Source organism: Enterococcus sp. AZ179 (assembly GCF_050498885.1).
Taxonomy (GTDB): domain Bacteria; phylum Bacillota; class Bacilli; order Lactobacillales; family Enterococcaceae; genus Enterococcus_D; species Enterococcus_D entomosocium.
Window position 1 is genome coordinate 2,259,948 of the sequence record NZ_JBMHEO010000001.1, and the last position, 17,439, is coordinate 2,277,386.

Annotated in this window: 11 protein-coding genes; 8 read left to right on the forward strand and 3 right to left on the reverse strand. The window is 40.2% G+C overall.

Going from position 1 to position 17,439, the window contains the following annotated elements; genetic code table 11:
- Positions 1-80 precede the first annotated feature (80 nt).
- The 4 genes from IGI88_RS10750 (at position 81) to IGI88_RS10765 (ending at position 6,787) form a co-directional block, all read left to right on the forward strand.
- A complete protein-coding gene (locus tag IGI88_RS10750) occupies positions 81-461 on the forward strand; it encodes a DUF7006 family protein (RefSeq protein WP_008377151.1) in 381 nt (126 codons plus the stop codon).
- A 121-nt stretch (positions 462-582) separates the two neighbouring features.
- A complete protein-coding gene (locus tag IGI88_RS10755; protein WP_008377153.1) occupies positions 583-948 on the forward strand; it encodes a RidA family protein in 366 nt (121 codons plus the stop codon).
- A gap of 527 nt (positions 949-1,475) precedes the next feature.
- Positions 1,476-5,747: a mucin-binding protein gene (locus IGI88_RS10760; protein WP_429960464.1), complete on the forward strand. Its 4,272-nt coding sequence runs from the start codon at positions 1,476-1,478 to the stop codon at positions 5,745-5,747.
- Between the two features lie 251 nt (positions 5,748-5,998).
- Positions 5,999-6,787: a MerR family transcriptional regulator gene (locus IGI88_RS10765; RefSeq protein ID WP_005237432.1), complete on the forward strand. Its 789-nt coding sequence runs from the start codon at positions 5,999-6,001 to the stop codon at positions 6,785-6,787.
- Between the two features lie 89 nt (positions 6,788-6,876).
- Here IGI88_RS10765 and IGI88_RS10770 read toward each other — a convergent pair whose 3' ends face one another.
- The 3 genes from IGI88_RS10770 to IGI88_RS10780 form a co-directional block, all read right to left on the reverse strand.
- The gene (locus IGI88_RS10770) at positions 6,877-9,498 is read right to left on the reverse strand and encodes an HAD-IC family P-type ATPase (protein WP_016613044.1); all 2,622 of its coding nucleotides are present in this window, start codon (positions 9,496-9,498) and stop codon (positions 6,877-6,879) included.
- 222 nt (positions 9,499-9,720) lie between these two features.
- Positions 9,721-10,041 (reverse strand): DMT family transporter, encoded by a 321-nt coding sequence (locus tag IGI88_RS10775; protein ID WP_005237430.1) that lies wholly within the window; start codon positions 10,039-10,041, stop codon positions 9,721-9,723.
- Positions 10,042-10,292: 251 nt separating this feature from the next.
- Positions 10,293-12,227, reverse strand: coding sequence for a BglG family transcription antiterminator (locus tag IGI88_RS10780; RefSeq protein ID WP_429960465.1), 1,935 nt, complete (start codon positions 12,225-12,227; stop codon positions 10,293-10,295).
- A 247-nt stretch (positions 12,228-12,474) separates the two neighbouring features.
- On the opposite strand from IGI88_RS10780, the gene IGI88_RS10785 reads away from it, so the two are divergent.
- The 4 genes from IGI88_RS10785 to mngB all read left to right on the forward strand — a co-directional run bounded on the left by IGI88_RS10785 (position 12,475) and on the right by mngB (position 17,314).
- The gene (locus tag IGI88_RS10785) at positions 12,475-12,936 is read left to right on the forward strand and encodes a PTS sugar transporter subunit IIA (RefSeq protein ID WP_005237428.1); all 462 of its coding nucleotides are present in this window, start codon (positions 12,475-12,477) and stop codon (positions 12,934-12,936) included.
- Positions 12,933-13,256: a PTS fructose transporter subunit IIB gene (locus IGI88_RS10790; protein ID WP_005237427.1), complete on the forward strand. Its 324-nt coding sequence runs from the start codon at positions 12,933-12,935 to the stop codon at positions 13,254-13,256. The genes IGI88_RS10785 and IGI88_RS10790 overlap by 4 nt, the downstream gene beginning before the upstream one ends.
- Positions 13,257-13,274: 18 nt before the next feature.
- Positions 13,275-14,375: a PTS fructose transporter subunit IIC gene (locus IGI88_RS10795; protein ID WP_008377165.1), complete on the forward strand. Its 1,101-nt coding sequence runs from the start codon at positions 13,275-13,277 to the stop codon at positions 14,373-14,375.
- 263 nt (positions 14,376-14,638) lie between these two features.
- On the forward strand, positions 14,639-17,314 hold the full coding sequence (gene mngB, locus IGI88_RS10800) for a mannosylglycerate hydrolase (protein ID WP_005237425.1): 2,676 nt from the start codon (positions 14,639-14,641) through the stop codon (positions 17,312-17,314).
- The last annotated feature ends 125 nt before the right edge of the window (positions 17,315-17,439 follow it).

Below are 17,439 nucleotides of genomic sequence, written 5' to 3' on the forward strand. Positions count from 1 at the left end.
GTGTGATAATACAGACATACAAAACTGGAATAAATCATTTTACATAAGAATCAACCATTAAAATACAGGAGGTGCTGGAGATGGAGGAACCATTTAAAATCCACACATTGCAAGAATATTTGAACTTTTATATTGAGGAATCTGAACGGCTTTTCAGTAAAGATGAGTATGGAAAAATCAAAGAAAAAATCCATAGAAACTGTTTAGAAATTCGCATGGCGATTCAAGAAATCAATCAAAAAAATTTTTTCGAACAGCTTGCGAAAATCAATACCCTTGAAGCAGAGATTTTGATTATTTTAGAGTGTAGTGAGCTTCGAGGCAGTGACAGTGTTGTGCCTTTTACTGAAGCGGAAATCTTGCAAGTGGCAAAAGAAGACAGCAAGACTTACTTTAAAGAAAGGTGCGGGCTGACATTGATCGCCCCAACCCCTCATTCCTTGCATTTTTCGGTGGAGTAGGAATTTATCAGTTGGAATGTACGGTTTGACGCTCAAAGACAAAAAAAGCAATAATATGACCAAGTCAATTAATAGACATGGTTTTTATTATGAAAATAAATAGAAAGGGGAAACAAAACGAATGAAGCGATACGATATCAATGAGGACTGGGCACTTTCAGGTGTGATTGAAGCGGGAAATTTTGTTTTCGTGGGCTATTGCGTGGGGAACATCGGGCAGCCAATAGAGCAACAGATTGTAGGGGCATTGAATCATTTAGAAGAACGTTTGAAATTAGTCGATTTGACATTTGCAAATGTGGTTCAAATGGATGTACTTTTTAAAGATGTGTTTGATATTCCAGTGATGGAGAAGCTCTTAAAAGAAACCTTCCATGGGAAATTTCCGGTTAGAAAATCAATTCAGACAGCTTTCGCTCATTCTGGAGAGGTAGGCATTCTTTTTCAAATCGATGCTATTGCTTTTAAGGAAGATCAGGGAAAGTAAGTTCGTAGAAATCAAAAATGGGCTTCGATGTTTTTGCTTGTTAGCCGTAGGATAAAGGGAGAAGATCAAGAGCGTCTTGGCTGTTTCTATGAATAAGAATGATAAACAAAAGGGGCTGAATATCCAGTCTCTTTTTTTGTATCTCTATATAGCTATTATTTCCTTCGAGTTAATTGGATTGATCGGTTACACCCAAAGTTTTTTACGAGGACTCCGAACGCTTTGTAAACATAGTGTGAACCAGTTCTAGGAAGTAAGTTAAACTATATTTCTTTAATTTGTTCACACTTTCAGAGACACAATCATTCATATTCTTTATTTTCGTTTTATAAAATAGGACTTATTTTGTCATATTCATGACAATTATTGTCGTGTTCGTCCCTGAAAACCATGCAATAATGCAGTCATAAGGAATGAGTCAGCGAACGTATTACATAGATGTAAGAAGTAGTTGTCAATGGGCAGCTTTTTTTAATTGGAGAGAGTGTAGCTGATCTTATTTACTTAATTTGAAAGAGGGAAAAGCAATGAAAAAACCAGCGAAGAAAGAACTTTTATCACGTATTCTGATCAGTTCTTCTGTTTTTATATTAGGCAGCCCATTGATCACGCAAGCAATTGTCAGTGTTCCGGCAGTAGCTGAAACGATCAGCACTTCAACGACAGAAGAAGTAACACGAAGTACAAATGAATTCATATCTGAACAACAAGAAGGAATAGTCGAACAAGCTACAGGTGAAGAAACCGTCGATTCAGAAACACAAGTAGTAGAAAGTACAGGGGAACATGGGGCATCGGAGTCATCACAAGCAAGTGAAGATCAAGTGGAACCATCCACAGAGCAAATGACAGAATCCTCCAGTGAGCCAGAAGCCGCTGAGAGCAGTACAACATCTGATGAGGAGTCGAAAACAAAAGTAGCGGAAGCAGAAAATATCCTTTGGTCAGGTAACTGGGGAACCGCTCCAGCCACATTAGATATTGAAGGGGTTTTGACTGTAGGAGCAGGTACATTGACAACGGCGGTGGACCAAGTGATTCCTTTAACGGAAGAACTTAAAAATATGGTCATAAAAAAAGTTATTCTCACTGCGCCCGTCATTCTGCCAGCCGATGTGGCAGGTTTGTTCGAGAGCTACTCCCACTATGGCACTGTACCCTCTCAATTGAATGAGATTGTTGGGCTGACTTATCTTGATACGAGTCAAGCCACCACGATGAATAGTATGTTTTATGGCTATAGCGGATCTACATTAGATTTATCGAATTTTGATAGCACCGGTGTTATAAATTCTTTAGGTGCTGGGATGAACCAGTTTTTAGCAAATGTACGCTATCTAAGAGAATTAACATTAGGACCAAAATTCAGTTTTGTTGGGTGGAACAATTGGCCAGGCAATTCCTATCCGGTGAACTTGGTTGACCCAAGTGGGATGTACGGATGGAATTCAAGTTATTATACCGGCTACTGGCAAAATGTAGGGACAGGTACCATAGATGCGCCATACGGTGAACATATATTAAAATCAGAGGAGCTAGTGCTGATTTACGATGGCACGACGATGGCTGACACCTATGTATGGCAGCCTCGGTTTATTGAAGGAGCACCAGTCACAGTCAATTACCTAGATGAAGAGGGTAATGAATTATTGCCACCTAATGTATTGACTGGCGGAAATATTGGCGATTCAATTGAAGTTGTCCCTGAGGAGATCCCTAACTATACATTGAAGGAAGTTCAAGGAGAGGAAAAAATTGTCTTTAGCAATGTTCCGCAAACGGTCACGTATATCTATAGTCCTAAAATAGAAAGTAATGAGGAAAGAAAAATTGTCGCACGAGTCATTCACTATTTGCATGAAGACGGTACAGAAGCTGCTCCAGATAAAGTAGACACAGTTGAATTTACTCGAGAAGTAAGGACGAATCTAGCCACTGGCGAAGAAACGTTTGGTGAATGGCAAGCAAGAGATGATGATACGATATTTGATTTAGTCAAAAGTCCAGAGATAGTCAACTACTATGCAGATAGGGAGTTTATCGATGAAGTTATCGATGTAAAGGCCGATTCAGAAGATATTGAAGAATTTGTCATTTACTCGCCAAAGATGGTTGAATCTACGGAGACCAAAGAAGTCAAGCGAATGATCCATTATGTGTATGAAGATGGTAAAGAAGCCGCGCCAGACAGTGTCGATACGGTGACCTTTACACGCACAGTGACAACGAATGAAGCAACAGGGAAAAATACCTATGGCGAATGGCAAGCCCAAGATGATGACACGATGTTTGATGAAGTGTTAAGTCCAGAAATAGACAAGTACAATGCAGACCAAAAAATGGTTGATAAAGTCACAGACTTGACGGCAGAATCAGAAGATTTCGAAATAACCGTCACTTATTCGCCAAATATGATCGAATCTACGGAGACCAAAGAAGTCAAGCGAATGATCCATTATGTGTATGAAGATGGTAAAGAAGCCGCGCCAGACAGTGTCGACACGGTCACCTTTACACGCACAGTGACAACGAATGAAGCAACAGGGAAAAATACCTATGGCGAATGGCAAGCCCAAGATGATGACACGATGTTTGATGAAGTGTTAAGTCCAGAAATAGACAAGTACAATGCAGACCAAAAAATGGTTGAGAAAGTCACTGAGTTGACTGCAGAATCAGAAGATCGCGAAGTGACTGTCACTTATTCGCCAAACATGATCGAATCTACGGAGACCAAAGAAGTCAACCAAACGATCCATTATGTGTATGGAGATGGCAAAGAAGCCGCGCCAGACAAAACGGACACTGTTACTTTTACACGAACTGTCACAATAAATGAAGCAACAGGTGACAAAACTTTTGGCGAATGGCAAGCGAAAGATGATGACACGAAATTTGACGAAGTGAAGAGTCCTGAGATCAAGAACTATCACGCAGACAAAACAAGCATCGAGGAAGTCACAGGTTTGACAGCAGAAGACAAGGATCGTGAAGTGACTGTTACTTACTCACCAAATATGACCGAGTCAACAGAAACCAAAGAAGTCAAACGAATGATCCATTTTGTATATGAAGACGGCAAAGAAGCCGCCCCAGACAAAGTAGACACGGTTACGTTCACTCGAACGGTCACCACGAACGAAGCAACTGGCAACAAGACCTATGGCGAATGGCAAGCCCAAGATGATGATACGATGTTTGATGAAGTGTTAAGTCCAGAAATTGACAAATACAATGCGGACCAAAAAACGGTTGATAAAGTCACAGGTCTGACTGCAGAATCAGAAGATCGCGAAGTGACTGTCACTTATTCGCCAAATATGATCGAATCTACGGAGACCAAAGAGGTCAAACAAACGATCCATTATATGTATGAAGACGGCAAAGAAGCCGCGCCAGATAAAGTAGACACGGTCACGTTCACGCGGACGGTCACCGCCAACGAAGCAACTGGTGACAAGACCTATGGAGAATGGCAAGCCAAAGGTGATGATACAACATTTGATGAAGTGAAGAGTCCTGAGATCAAGAACTATCATGCAGACAAAACAAGCATTGAGAAAGTCACAGGTTTGACAGCAAAGGACAAAGATCGTGAAGTGACTGTTACTTACTCACCAAATATGACTGAGTCAACAGAAACCAAAGAGGTCAAACAAACGGTTCATTATGTGTATGAAGACGGCAAAGAAGCAGCCCCAGACAAAGTAGACACGGTGACCTTTACACGCACAGTGACAACGAATGAAGCAACTGGTGACAAGATCTATGGAGAATGGCAAGCCAAAGAAAACGATACGACATTTGACGAAGTGAAGAGTCCTGAGATTAAGAACTATACCGTCGATAAGGAAACGATCGAAGCAGTTACAGGAGTAGCGGTTGATAATCAAGACATCGAAGTCACCGTTACGTATGTGCCAAAAATGGAAACCGCAACAGAAACTGAGGAAGTCAAGCAAACGATTCATTACGTCTATGAAGATGGTAGCAAAGCGGCGGACGATCATACCGATAAAGTCACGTTCACCCGGGTGATAGCAAAGAATTTGGCAACTGGTGTAGTGACCTATGGCGAATGGAAGGCAAAAGACAACGACACGACTTTTGCTGAAATTTCCAGCCCAATGATTGAATATTGCACACCAGATAATGAGTTAATCGAAGCAATTACGAATATTCAACCCGATGCAAAAGATACCGAGTTGACTGTGATCTACAAAGCAAATACGGAAACGAAAGAGGAAAGCAAAGAGGTTTCGCGGACGATACATTATGTTTATGAAGATGGTAGCCAAGCGGCAGAAAGTTATACGGAAACCTTAACCTATACACGCACGGAAACAACCAATCTGCTGACTGGTGAAGTCGCATATACTGACTGGACAGCCACAAATGGTGACACGACATTTGATGAGGTGAAAAGCAAGCAAATTGAGGGCTACACGGCAGACCTGACGACAGTCAAAGAACAAACAGGAATGACTGCAGAAGATGAAGATACGGAGCTGACTGTGACGTATATAAAAAATGCAACAGACGAAGCCAATCCAACAGACTCATCAAAAGAGTCGAGCAACACGCCAAGTGATCAGACAAAAACAGATGATAACACACCGTCTACTGATATGAAAATAACGACTAACGTATCAGAAACAACAAGAACAGTCACGAGTGAAAAAAGTCTTCCAAAAACAGGAGAGAAAGAGGAACCCTTCATATTATACGCTGGAGTGACTATGGCGGTATCATCCCTGCTAGCATTTTTCTTAAGACGCTTAAGACAGAAACGAAAATAAGAAATCAGAAAAAGCTTTCTTATGAAATGGAATAGAATACTGGCGAAGTAGAAGACTGCTGATAATTTCCCATACTAATCTTGGAAATTTATCAGCAGTCTTTTCATTATGATTTGAAGCTTGTTCAAGTACTATCACACACCAAACCTTCTGACCACTTCAATAGAAAAACTCCTTCGTTTTCTGAAGAAAATTATGATATGATTTTGTGACAGAGACACGCTATGAAAGATAAAGGGAGGGATGGAACTATGAAGATAAAACAAGTGAGTGAAAACTATGATATCACACCACATACTCTTAGGTACTATGAACAAATTGGTTTGCTATCACCCAACTATACTGAGAATGGGTATCGAGATTACTCATACGAGGATATTGAGCGATTAAATACCATTAGAGACCTGCGTTTTTTTGATGTGTCACTTGAGGAAATTAAGAACTACTTGGATACAAAGAATAAAGCGCTGACTAAAGAAATCCTTCATTTCGAGATGGAGCAATTAGAAGATAGAATCCATGCGTTAAAAGAGAAACAAGATTTGTTAAAAGAGCGAATTGACTTGCTTGTCTACGCTGAAAAAAAGCAAAACCATGAAATTGAACGTACATTTTATGAAGAACGGTACCTTGTTTTAAGTCAAGAGAAAGACACAATGGGGAAAGACTTGTACTTTGAACTTAAACGCCTGCACAAACAATTTGAAAAAGAACTGCATGCCAATAATCAAAATGTTTTCGGAACGATTTTACTGCCGCACGAAGACGCATTTAGGCATCAAGTTTTCTATTGTCTGGCAAACGATTTGGCAGATGAGAAGGCATTTACAATGCCTGCAGGAGAGTATCTCGCTATTTATTATACGGGCACATATAAGCAGCGTTTAGCTGCTTTAGCAGAACTAAAAAGTTACCTAAAGAAAAATAGACTGGTCGCGAAAGGAAATTTTTATGAGTTCTACTTGATTGATTTTCATGAGACGAATTTACCGGAAGAATACGTGAGTAAAATAGAAATTCTCCTTGATCAACCCGATTAAAACGGGATCGATCAAGGAGAAACGTATCTATTGGTACTTAGTGATTCAGCAAGTTTATCGATAAGATGACTTATGAAATAGAACTGTTCTTATTTCTCTACTTTGGTATCCATTGAGTAGGTGGGAGTAGTTTCCTTTAGAATGACTCGTGTTACGTGCTTTTCAGATTCTACTAATAAGAAAAGTAGAGTTGCTGGGATAACACTGATAAGCAGTTCGGATAAAGTTAAAGAGGTGGTCTGTAAGATACTTTGCAATGGTGAAAAATAGACCATTCCTAATTGGAGAATCGCCATAACAAGTAATGAGTAAATCAAGGCTTTATTCTGCTTGATTTTGTTACTGAAGGCTGAATCCGTGATCTCACGACAGTTGATCATGTAAAAAGCTTGACCGAAAACGATCGCATTGATCAAAACGGTTTGTCTGACAGCTTCGTCGCCGAATGCATTCATCGTTAGAAAGCCGAAGAAGGTCAAGAGTAGGCCGACATAAACGATTCGAAAGAGTGTATATTTGGAAATGATTTTTTCTTTCATATCACGAGGTGCTCGATTCATGATCATTTTGTGAGCTGGTTCAAAACCTAACGCATAGGAGAGTGTAATTGACGCAACTAGATTTAACCAAAGAATCTGCACTGTGCTTAGTGGTAAAGGAAGATTTCCCAACATAGAAACGATCAGCAAAAGCCCCTGGGCCAGACAGGTTGGCAAGTAGAAGAGGATCGTCTTTTTTAAATTATCAAAAATTCGACGGCCTTCTTTGATTGCTTTTGCAATCGTTTCAAAATTATCGTCAATGAGGATCATGTCGGCAGCTTGTTTACTAACATCGCTTCCTTTAATTCCCATGGCGATCCCTACATCTGCTTTTCTAAGTGCGGGTGCGTCATTGACCCCATCACCAGTCATTCCAACGATTTCGCCTTGTTCTTGTAAATAAGTAACGATCATCAGTTTATGCTCAGGTGTCGTTCGGGCAAAAATATTGGTATTTTTTACCACTCTTTGCCACTCATCTGTGGATAAACGATCCAATTCAGTTCCAGTGATTGCCCGTTCAGAATGGTCGATTCCTAATTTTTTGGCAATCGCTTTTGCGGTCGTTGGGTGATCCCCGGTGATCATTACGACTCTGACCCCGGCTTTTTTACAATCTGCTACCGCTTCGATCGCTGATTCTTTTGCTGGATCGATAATGCCAGCTAATCCGATGATTACGAGCTCGTCCATCTCTTCATGAGTCAATTCAGTCGTTGTATCTACATCTTTATAAGCAAACGCGATCACTCGTTGTCCCTCTGAAGCAAAAGCCAAATTGATCTTTTCCCACTGTGCATGATCAAACTCCGCTATCTGCCCATCAATATGTGCAGCAGTCGCTTTATTTAAAACGATATCTGGAGCACCCTTTACAAAAATCCGCTTTTTCCCATTGATCAAATGGCTTGTTGCCATATACTTATATTTTGAGTCAAAAGGTAATGTTTCTAGACTCTTGATCCGCGGTGTGCCAATACGATTGGTCCAACGTAATAAAGCTAATTCTGTTGCATTTCCGGTCACTGGACAGTGGCGATCACCGAAACTCTGTGTTTCTTGACAGTTTTGCATGATTTTGGCTAGCAGTTCGTTGTTCGAAGAATCTGTTTGGTCTTCATGATCAATCACTGTTACCTGATTATTAGAAAACACATTGGTAAGGGTCATATCGTTTTTGGTCAAAGTACCTGTTTTATCAGAACAGATGACTGTCATTGAGCCAAGTGTTTCGACAGTAGGCAATCCCTTTACGATCGCATTTTGCTCCGACATATTTTTCACGCCGGAAGACAGAATAATCGTCAAGATAGAAGGCAATCCCTCAGGAATAGAAGAAACGATCAAAGCAATGATTGCTGACACGATATACATCGGACTCATGCCATAAATGAAGTAGCTGATCAGTCCTAATAAGAAGATAAAGACGCCGATCCCTTTAAAAATAGCATGATTCATTTCGTTCACTTTTTTCAATAAAGGGGTTTCTTTCACTTCAATGGTTGCTAAAGAAGCATTGATTTTACCAATCTCAGTGTCCGAGCCAATTTCAACAACGAGCCCTTTTCCAGTTCCTGACTGTACTTGCGTACCTGAATACGCCATATTGGTTCGTTCAGCAAGTGCTATTTGCCCCTCTAAACGAGCAGTTGTTTTTACGACTGCATCAGGCTCTCCAGTCAGAATCGATTCATCTATTTTTAGTTGATTCACAGTTTCCATACGCAAATCAGCAGGAATAACATCACCAGGTGCTAAATAAACACGGTCCCCTGGAATCAAATCTTCTGCATCGATTAAAAGGCGTCCGTTTTCAGATTCGACTGTCGCCTTTGAACTAAGTAATTTTGAAATGCTAGATAGTGAATCATCTGCTTTTCTCTCTTGATAATAACCAATCATTGCGTTTAAAACGACCACTAGTAAAACGATCGCTCCTTCAATTAGACTTCCCGTAATAAATTTTAAAACAGCTGCACCGATCAAGACATACATTAACGCATCGTGGAAGTAAGATAAAAACTTCTTCCATTCGGGTGTCTTTTCTGATGCTTGTAATTTATTTTTCCCGTGTTTTTCTTGATACGCTTTACGTACCTCATTTGTGATAAACGTCTCACTTGTCGCTGACTGCACCTTTTCAATATCCAAATTATGCCATTGTTTCATTATTTTCCCTCCGTTTTCTTTACATGAATAGCATAAAGGTTAGAGTGACTATAAGGTCAAACGTTTTTTGAAAATATTTTTTATCTATAGGCTAATTGCAAAAAAATCTTTAGATTGGCTGAAAAAGGCGATTTGGATCCGTGTTTCGATATATGAGTCAAGGCGCTTGATTAATGAAGGTACCTACAAAAAGGCTAGCAAAACTATTATCAAATGGCTAAATCAATGTCCGCTGGTAAACTTGATGCCCAAAATACCAACTATTAATAAGACGACGAAAACCCAAGTCAGAAGGGATAGCTGGTCTTTAAAGAACACGACCCCCACAATAATCGATCCCACCGCACCTATCCCTGTCCAAACAGGATAAGCGATACTTAATGGTAGGTTTTTGACCGCTAAAGCCAAGAAGCCAAAACTGAAAAGCATTCCGATGACTGTTGAAATACTATACCAAAAGTGGCTAAACCCGTTGCTCAGTTTCATGGTAGATGCCCATACGACCTCAAAAAATCCTCCTAAAAGTAAATAAATCCATGTCATAATTTATTCTCCTCCTCAAAAAAAAATAAGCATTCAGTAAACTCTTCAAGGACCTAATGAGTTTACCAAACACTTCTATCACCCGGTGGTGTTTTGGATATTCAATTAATGTAACAATAATAAAATCTTAGCTGAAAAGGGAGAGATTGTCAAACTCTCTGAATTCAGAATCTTTTCATTTACTAACCATAGTTTGCATGCATTTCACAAAAGTTAGAATCAACAAAAGGAGCTGGATTCCCCAGCTCCTTTTATAATTGCTTGATACAGCTCAAAAAGTGGTGATAGTCACTTTTTTGTAAGATTGCTTGTTGAATATCTTCACGATCCATCAATTCTAATAAAAGACTATAGATTTCTTCGGTATCTTCATATTCGTCTTTTTGAATCGCAAAGAGAAAGACAAATTTAACCAAATCACCATTTCCCCAATCAACACCATCAGGAATGATCGCCACTGAAACGGCTGAGCGTTTTGCCAGCAATGTCATGGGGTGGGGGATAGCAAGCCACTCGTTAATATTGGTCTGATTGATTGCTTCTCGTTTTTTCACACTGTCATAAAAATCTTGGGGCACAAAATCTTTTTGGTACAATTGCTGCGCCATTTTCTTTAGTAAGGTTTCTTTATCTGCATGATTTTCATGAAGAAAAAATGCTTTTTGAAACAATGAATAGATGCCGTCTTTTGTTTCACTGAGCGTTTCAATGAACGGTTCGATTTTGCCAATTTCTTTATCTAGCTTGGCCATGTTGATGTAAATAGAGGGAACCGAAAACTGTTCTAATGGAACGGTTGTGATCACAAAGTCAATCGCAGAAAGATCACATTGTTGTAGCTCGACGTAAGAAAAGCGATCAACGACTTCGATCGTTTCTTGATAGTGCTTGATAATTTTTGCTTCAATAATACGACTCATGGCTCGACCAGTTCCACAAACAAGGATGACGCGATGTTTATGATGATTTCTGATGGAATTCCTTTCCATAGCACCTGCGATGTGCAAAGCGATATAGCCGATCTCATCAGGAGAAAAATAAAAACCGTGTTTCAGGCTTACCGTTTCTAAATGAGTCAAACATAAATCATAAGCCTGTGGAAAAGATTTTCTGATCGTTGCCAGCAATGGATTGCTACGGCGTGCATCCATTAGATTCATATTGATAAAGCCCTCAATATGAGATGTCAGATCTTCTATTAGCATCTTGTCTGTCTCTAATGCATAGTTTGACGTCTGTTTGATCGCAGTTAATAATTCTTCCACAATGGCTTTCGCAGTTTTCGTGGAAGAATCGCTTGCATCGCCTGTTTCAACTAAACGTGGTGCGTTCATCGCGAGATAGTAAATGAAGTATTGTTTTTCTCCAGCAGTCAATTGTATATCAAATGCATGATCGATTTCTTCTAAGAAGTGACCTACAACTTTCTGGGCGTCTTTTTTGAGCACGGGCACATGCAAGGGAAATTCGTTGATCTGATGACCGGCTATAAAGCGACTGATTGCTAAAGTAAAATGAGAAAGAATGTTTTTATGATAGTAATCAGAGTCTAATAAGTCTAAGGGTGCCAGATGATTTAATGACAATTCTTGCAAGCGGGTTAGATCAATCGTATCAAACAACTCAAGTTCCATTTCCGTGAAGCCGACCAAATACTCTTGGAGATCTTTTTCAATCAACAGATCACTGATTGCTTGGCGTTTGGCGAATTCGTTACCCAAGACTTCAAAGCCAATATTTGGACGATTTACTATTTTTAATTGATAGGTCGCTAAATTGTCTCGAGCCGTTTTTAAGTATGAGTAAAAGGTGTTTTTACTAATAAATAATCGATCAAGAAAATCATCCAAGGATAAAGGGGTTTCATTCTTAAATAAAAGGAAAAGTAGATAAGCTTGTCGTTCTTCACTCGTAGTTAGAAAGGACTCGGTAGTCGACATACTTTCAGTCCACCAGTCATGAAATCGTTCTTTTGAACCAATAGACAACAAATAGCCTTGTCCTCGAATCAACTTGATGGAGGCTCCTACATTTGTTAACAAATCATTCAAATTTGCAATGTCGGTCCGAACCGTTCGCTCAGAAATCGAGAAGCTTTTTGTTAACTCCTTCATTGGTAGCGGCGCCGTTTGTCTAGTTAATACTTCCATTAGATCATCTAATCGTTGATAAGCAAGTTTTGACACTTGTTTCACCTCCGTGCTCTTTCTCATCATACAATAGAAAGAATAAGAAGGAAATGCTTCACCAGTACCGAAAGTTTCCAGAAGAGTTGGCAATCATTTTGGAAAACGCTTTACTAATGATTGCCGCTTGAATTGGAAATTTGTTGTGTTTACATGGTGAATCAGAAACCGTAAATTAAACGTGTACAGAAAATAAACCACACGAATTACGCTAATGGTTTCATAATAAAGGAAAGGAGCAGATGAGATGGATTTTCAGGAAAAAAATATTCTCTTGAATGTGGCTGTTACATCAAAAGAAGAACTGTTTCACGTAATTGCGCATCATGCCTATGAATCAGGGATCGTTACCAATGCAGCAGATACATGTGAGGCATTCATTGAACGGGAAGCACAATATTCAACCGGCTTACAAGAAGGCTTTGCTATTCCACATGCAAAAGCTGAACCGGTTTTGGAACCGACCGTTTTGTTTATTCGTTTAGAGCAAGCCATCGAATGGGAAACTTTCGATGATTCGGCAGTCAAAAATGTGTTTGCTTTGATGGTCCCTAAAAAAGATGAAGGAACGGTGCATCTGCAAATGCTGAGTCGTCTAGCAACCGCATTGCTTGAAGAGACATTCATCCAGCAGATTCAACAATCAGAAGACAAAGCTTATTTAGCAGAATTGATCAAAAAGGAAATGATGGGAGAGAAAATTATATGAAAATAGTAGGGATTTCCGCCTGTCCAGCAGGATTGGCACATACACCGATGGCGGCAAAAGCTTTAGAAAAAGCTGGTGCGAAACTTGGCTATGAGGTCAAGATCGAACAGCAAGGCTCGTTAGGGCAAGTCAATGAGATCACTGCAGCCGAAGCAAAAGAAGCAGATTTCTTGCTTTTAGCGACTGACCAAAAAGTTGTTGGGATGGAACGGTTTGAAGGAAAACCGCAAATTCGAGTAAATATCAATACGTGTATCAAAGCACCGGAAGCGGTGCTGAAGAAATGTGTCGCTGCTGTTGAACAAAGAAACGCAAACTAAAGGAAAGAGGCAAGGATGATGAAAAGAGTTCTAGCAGATTTAAAAGGCCACTTGATGAGTGGAATTAGTTTTGTACTGCCATTGATTATTGGTGCTTCACTGGTTGTTGCCATTCCGAAAATGATTGCTCTTGGTATGGGGATCACAAGCTTAGATCCTTATGCTGACACGGAAGGCTTTAAACATGCGCTTTATTTGATTGAACAAGTAGGGTGGACAGGAATCGGCTTGATCAATACTGTCTTGGCTGGTTTTATCGCGTATTCTGTTGGAGATAAGGCTGCGCTAGGTGCCGGCTTTATCGGTGGTGCAGTCGCTTCTAGCACCAATGCTGGGTTTTTAGGGGCAGTTATTGCTGGGTTCTTAGCAGGATACTTAGTGAAGTGGGCGAAAGAACATATCAAATTACCGGAGTCGTTTGCTGGGGTGATGCCGCTGGTAATTTTACCCTTGATTGCTACATTGTCTGTAGCAATCGTCATGGGCGCCTTACTCTCTGAGCCATTGGCGTGGATCAATACTAGTTTGGTTGAATGGATCCGAACCATGATTGAAAATGACGTTAACAAAATTTTACTGGCAGTCATCATGGGGGCAATGATTGGCTCTGACTTAGGGGGACCTGTAAACAAAGCTGCTTGGATGGCAGGAAATGTGTTACTAGCGGAAGGGGTCTTTTTGCCAGCTATCATCGTGAATGTTGCGATTTGTGCGGTACCATTTGGATATGCCTTAGCAACTTTGTTCCACAAAAATCGATTCAACAAAGAGCTACTGGATGCTGGGCGTAATAACTTTATTATGGGGTTTATCGGAATCACAGAAGGAGCAATTCCTTTTACATTAGTCAATCCATTACGGCTTGTGCCGATCAACATGTTGGGAGGAGCAATCGCTTCTGGTTTGGGGATCGCATTAGGAATGTATGACAAAATGCCGCCAGTTGGGGGAATATACGGCTTCTTCACTGTTGGAAACGGTTGGGCGTATTTGATTGGACTATTTGCAGGAGCAGCCTTCATCGGTTTTGTCGCGCCTTTATTCGTGAATTTCAATAAGCAAGAAGAACAAACAGAAGATATTGCCCTCGATGATATTGAAGTGAGCTTTGAAAATTAAGCAACAAGGCTGATTAGCTAAATAGTAGCAAAAGAAAAGGCACGAGCAGGTGATTTTTCAAGAACGCTTTAAGGCATCTGACAATGTCAAGACTTGGGGAAGAAAACGAGAGTATTTGAAGAGAATCGATTTTCAAAATTCGAAGTATTTGTGTAAGAATCAAATTATGTGTACCAGATGGTAAAAAAATTGAGAAAAATTAATAGGCACGAACGACACCCATCGTTACGTGCCTTTTCTAATCACGGGAGAGGAATGATTGAATGAAAAAAACAGTACATGTCGTACCCCACAGTCATTGGGATCGCGAATGGTATTTTACGACGAGTCGCTCGAAAATCTATTTGATGCACGATCTAAAAAACGTCATTGAACAACTAGAAAAGGATGATCCTTATGAAAGTTTTATCTTAGATGGACAGGCTTCTCTGTTAGATGATTACTTGAAATGGCGTCCGCAGGACAAAGAAAGGATTCAACAACTTGTTCAACAAGGGAAGTTGATCATTGGTCCATGGTACACACAAACCGATCAATTAGTGATTTCGGGAGAAAGCATTGTTCGAAATATGTTATATGGCATGAAAATTTGTGAAGCATTCGGAACCTACATGAATGTCGGCTATGTGCCAGATTCTTTCGGACAAGCAGCTAGTATGCCGCAAATCTATCGTGAGTTTGGTATCACTGACACGATGTTTTGGCGCGGTGTCAGTGATGACGATGTTAAATGCACAGAGTACAAATGGCGTGGAGAAGATGGTTCTGTGGTCAATGTTTATCAGATCCCAAGTGGGTACTACATTGGCGGTGCCATTCCTGAGCGAGAAGTAGAATTAGCAAAGTTCTTACATCAAGAACCGTTTAAAACGACTTGGGGACGCAGTGCAACGGATCAAGTGTATTTTCCAAATGGTTTCGATCAAGCACCAGTTAGAGAAAATCTTCCAGAATTGGTTGATCGAATGAATCAACTGTATCAGGATGAGTATGTGTTACAATTTTCAACGATCGAAAAATACATTGCTGCGGTCAAAGCACGCCATCCTGAGTTGGAAGAAATCGCTGGTGAACTGATCAACGGCAAATTGATGCGAATCCACAAAACGATTTTTTCTTCACGTCCTGATTTGAAGGCGATGAACACCCAGATCCAACATTACTTAGTCAATGTCATGGAGCCTATCTTAACCATGGCTATGCAATTAGGATTTGAGTACCCCGTAGAAACAGTCATAGAGATTTGGAAGTTAATGTTTGAAAATGCGGCGCATGATTCGATTGGTTCTTGTGTTTCTGATACGACCAACGAAGATATCTATATGCGCTATAAGCAAGCGCGAGATATTTCTATGAATCTTGTCGAATTGACGTTACGACAGATTTCTACTGCAATCAACAACCCACAAGCAAAAGAAATTACTTTTACGCTTTTCAATACCTATGACACAAAACGTAATGGGGTGATCGAAGCAGAGGTTTATTTGCCGCAAAAAGAGTTTGCGATCCTTGACCAGTCAGGTCAGGCGTTACCTTATACGATTTTAGAGCTTACCGACCAAACGGAGTATGTGTTGAATCAGGGGAACATATTAGATCCAGTCAAGGAGATCTATTTGCCGGAGAAAGTCTATAAAGCAAAAATTGCCATAGAAACGACTGACGTGCCGAGTATGGGGTATACCCAGCTGACGATTGATTTAAAAGGTGATACAAGCGCACCATTGCAGGAGATTACAACCAATACGATCGAAAATGAGTACTATCAGATCACTGTCAATAGCAATGGTTCGTTGGATATTCTAGATAAAACCAATCAAGTACTTTATCAAAATCAAGGGATTATTGAAGAAAATGGCGACGATGGTGATTCATTCAATTATTCACCACCTGTGAAAGATTTTGTGATTTCATCAATTGATGCGCAACCAACGATCTCGATTCAGCAATCAGCGATCTACCAAAAGATTGATGTGGCATTCACCCTGAGGGTTCCGAAGGATTTAGCTGAACGTGCAGAAAAGAAGATCTCGGCTTCACTGCCGATCCAATTGACGATCGTGTTAAAAAAACAATCGCAACAAATTGATTTCAAATTAACGGTTGAAAATCAACAAGTGGATAGCCATCGGGTATGTGTGCTATTTGATACCGGAATTGCCTCGAAATTTTCGCTGGCTGACCAACAGTTTGGTACATTGCAGCGTCCGGTTATGTTTGAAAAAGAAATGGCCCTTTGGGAAGCCAATAAAGAGCAATGGAATGAGCAACCGATCGCCATAGAAACGTGTCAATCGTTTGTCAGTTTATTCGATGCATCCCATGGCGTAGCAGTAATGCCTCAGGGTGTACGTGAATATGAGATCGTGGGGGAAGCGTTTGATACGATTCGCTTAACGATTTTCCGAACCTATGGCTTCATGGGGAAAGAGAATCTACTGTATCGTCCAGGGCGTGCTTCAGGAGAATCAGTGATTGCGACACCAGCTGCGCAGTGTCACAAAACGATGCATTTTGATTTTTCTGTTGCTTACTTTGCGCAAGGATTTGATCAAGCAAATGTTGCGCAACGTGCCAAACAAGCAGTAACACCGATCACGCTTTATCAATCCGCAGAATTCCTGAATTCCCGATTGATTTTTACTTTAGGGCCGGTTGAACCAACCTTACCGGCAAACTTTAGTCTTTTTGAGATCAATGGCAATTTGACCCTAAGTGTATTGAAAAAAGCCGAAGCTCGTCCAGGTTATATTTTGCGTCTATACAATGGGCTTTTAGATGAAGTTGGACACGCGACGATCACATTTAACCATCCAGTGAACGTAGTAGAAACAGTCGATTTAAAAGAAGCTACAAAAGAAGCACTTCTTGTGGAAAAGAATGTAGTCACTCTTGAAAAGATAGGCCATGCAAAATTTGTGACATTGTATGTAGAATAATTGCTAGTGATCGAGAGTAAGGATATTCAAGTGCAGAGTTGAAGAAAATTCATAGTGAAAAGGTCAACCTCCCGTATACATTTTAACCAGATGTGTATGGGAGGTAGGTTTTATTTTTGACTATT